The organism is Mesorhizobium sp. M7A.F.Ca.CA.001.10.2.1 (assembly GCF_003998575.1).
Classification (GTDB): Bacteria; Pseudomonadota; Alphaproteobacteria; order Rhizobiales; family Rhizobiaceae; genus Mesorhizobium.
Map to the genome: position 1 here is coordinate 1 of NZ_RZQY01000817.1, position 2,307 is coordinate 2,307.

Annotated in this window: 2 protein-coding genes; both read right to left on the reverse strand. The window is 63.9% G+C overall.

The genetic code is table 11. From position 1 onward, the window contains the following. On the reverse strand, positions 1 to 317 hold a 317-nt coding region (locus EN964_RS32120), incomplete at its 3' end, for a hypothetical protein (protein ID WP_164776192.1). Then, the coding region (locus EN964_RS32125) for a phage tail tip lysozyme (protein ID WP_245490712.1) at positions 317 to 2,307 on the reverse strand (1,991 nt) is incomplete at its 5' end. The genes EN964_RS32120 and EN964_RS32125, both read right to left, overlap by 1 nt.

Sequence of the window (2,307 nt, forward strand, 5' to 3'; positions counted from 1 at the left end):
ATGTAGGGACCGGCGATCGGCACGCCCTCGCCTGTCGATGTCAGGTAGGTTCCCATGGCGCCCATGTCAGGACTCGGAACAAACGTGGGTGCCTCGTGGCCGCCTTCCGGCTCGGGGCCGCCGCCGGCTATGATCTGTTGCGCCTTCGCGATCCCTGCTTTCGCGCGAGCGTCAGCATCCGTTGCGGCTGCGTTGGGAGGCGCGGCCGGGAGCGACTTGGCAATCTCGTCCACTGCCGCGTTCTGCTGCTCGGGCGTCATCGACAGAAAGGCGTCGTCGACCTTGACCTTTTGGCCCTGGATGTTGAGCGTTGCCATCAGGGTTCAATGCTCCATTTCAAGCCGTTGCTCGTCGTGCCGGCGCCGGTCGGCTCCCCAGCCGGAGCATCGCCGCCGCCGCGACTGCTCCTGATGGCGTCGACCATCGCACGGACGCGCGCCAGCTTGTCGTTGACCGATTCCTTTGCCTCGCCCGGCTTGGGCGTCAGGATGGAGGCCTGGTTTTCCACTTCGGCCGGCGCCGCCGTGGCTCCGGACACGCTGTAGAGATAGGATGCGATTATTGTTTTCAGCGAGTTCGAAGCGCGCTGGTAGTCCGACGATTTCAGGTAATCCGCCCCGTAGTCCGATCCGTGCGGCACGGCTGAAAGCGCCTGATCCGAGAGATTAGACAAAGCGGAGAAATTATCTTCGACAATCTTCAGCTCGGGCGCGACCACTGAATACAGCTTGGCGTCTCGCTGCTGCTGCTCGTTCGGCGGCTTCGACTTCGGACCGGTCAGCGGGACGATTCCCGCATTCTGGTTGGGAACCGGGTTGGCGGCGCGCGGGCTCATCGGTGCGATCGGCGCCGGAGGTGTTTGCACGGGCGCCGGAGAGGCCGGCGGTGAAGCGGGACCAGGCGCGGCGGCGGGCGGTGCGATGGGCTGGGGAGCCTGTCCAGGCATCTGTGCGACGATGCCGGAAGGCGTCAGGAACATCATTTCTCCATTCGGGCCGGTGATGGTCTTGCCGGCCGCGATCTGGGCCGCCTGTTCCTGTGTGACCTTGTTGTTGTTTACCAGCCAGTTGAGCGCCTGGGCGTCGACTGCATTTCCCTTGAACATGTTTGCTTGGCCGCCGCCGGGCGATGCGGCGACAGCTTTCGTTTCACCTGTGCGCTTGTTGTACAGCGTGCCGTCGTCAAGCTTCTCCCAATCGGTCTGCTGACCCGTATAGACGGCCTGATGGGTCTTCGGATCGACAAGAGAACCGCCAACCTCAATGAGCTTGTCCTGGTCGGCTTGCATCTTGCGCTCGTCGAGATCGAGCCTCGCCTTTTCGGCCGGCGTCATCTGCGGATTGCGCAGCCGTTCCGTCTCGATGCGGGTTTTCTCCATGTCGAGCCGGTTCTTTTCCATCTCCATCTGCGTGGCCGGGTCGGCTGCGGCCATCTTCTGTTTCAACAGAATGCCAACCACGCCGCGCTGTTGTTCGGACAGCCGGGGATCTGTCGCCGCCTGCATGAGCTGCTGAACGGTTGGGCCACCGCCCGCAACCTGCACGCCCTGCGGGCCTGGCGCCGCACCAGGACCGCCGGCAAGCACAGCGCCCCTCTGCGGGATGCCGCCACTATCAACCGCACGCGGCGACTGGACGCCAGCTTGTTGCGGCGCGCCAGACAAGGCTTGCGCGGGTGTCTGCTGCGGTGCGGAGGCTGCGGGAGAAGCAAGGGCGTTGGCGACGGCGGTGCCTGCGGGTGCCATGCCCGAGGCTGGGTCAAGGCTCGCCACTTGCACCGGGTCCGAAGTGGAACCGCTGAACCGCGATGCGAACGAGTTGGCCTGTGCGATACGCCGCGCGGCCTCGCCGCCTGGTCGATCGTAGCCCGCGAACTTCCATGCATTGTTCATGATCTGCTGGGCTTCGGTCGGCGACTTTGCTGCGTTCAGCCGATCGATCAGCGTCGGATCTTCCTGAAGGAAGAACTGCGCTTGGAGCTGTGGCGAAGGATTGCTGGGATCGCCGCCGTTCTTGGCCGCGAATTGTCGCATCGCCTCGAAACGTGGGCCGCGCCAAGACAGGATTCCGCCTGCCGTGCCAGCCTCACCGCTTTCGCTCGGGTCCGACCAAGAACCGAAGGCGTTCTTCGGATTGAACCGGCTTTCAGCGTTCGCAGTTGACGCGACGGCGGCGAGGCCATTGGGATTGGTGACCTTGCTTTTCACCGTGTCCATGAAACCGGAATAAATGCCGTTTCCCGAAAGGTCCGGAGTTGGACCAGCCGCCCCTCCCATGCCAGAGGACGCAACATTGCCGCTTTCGGCCA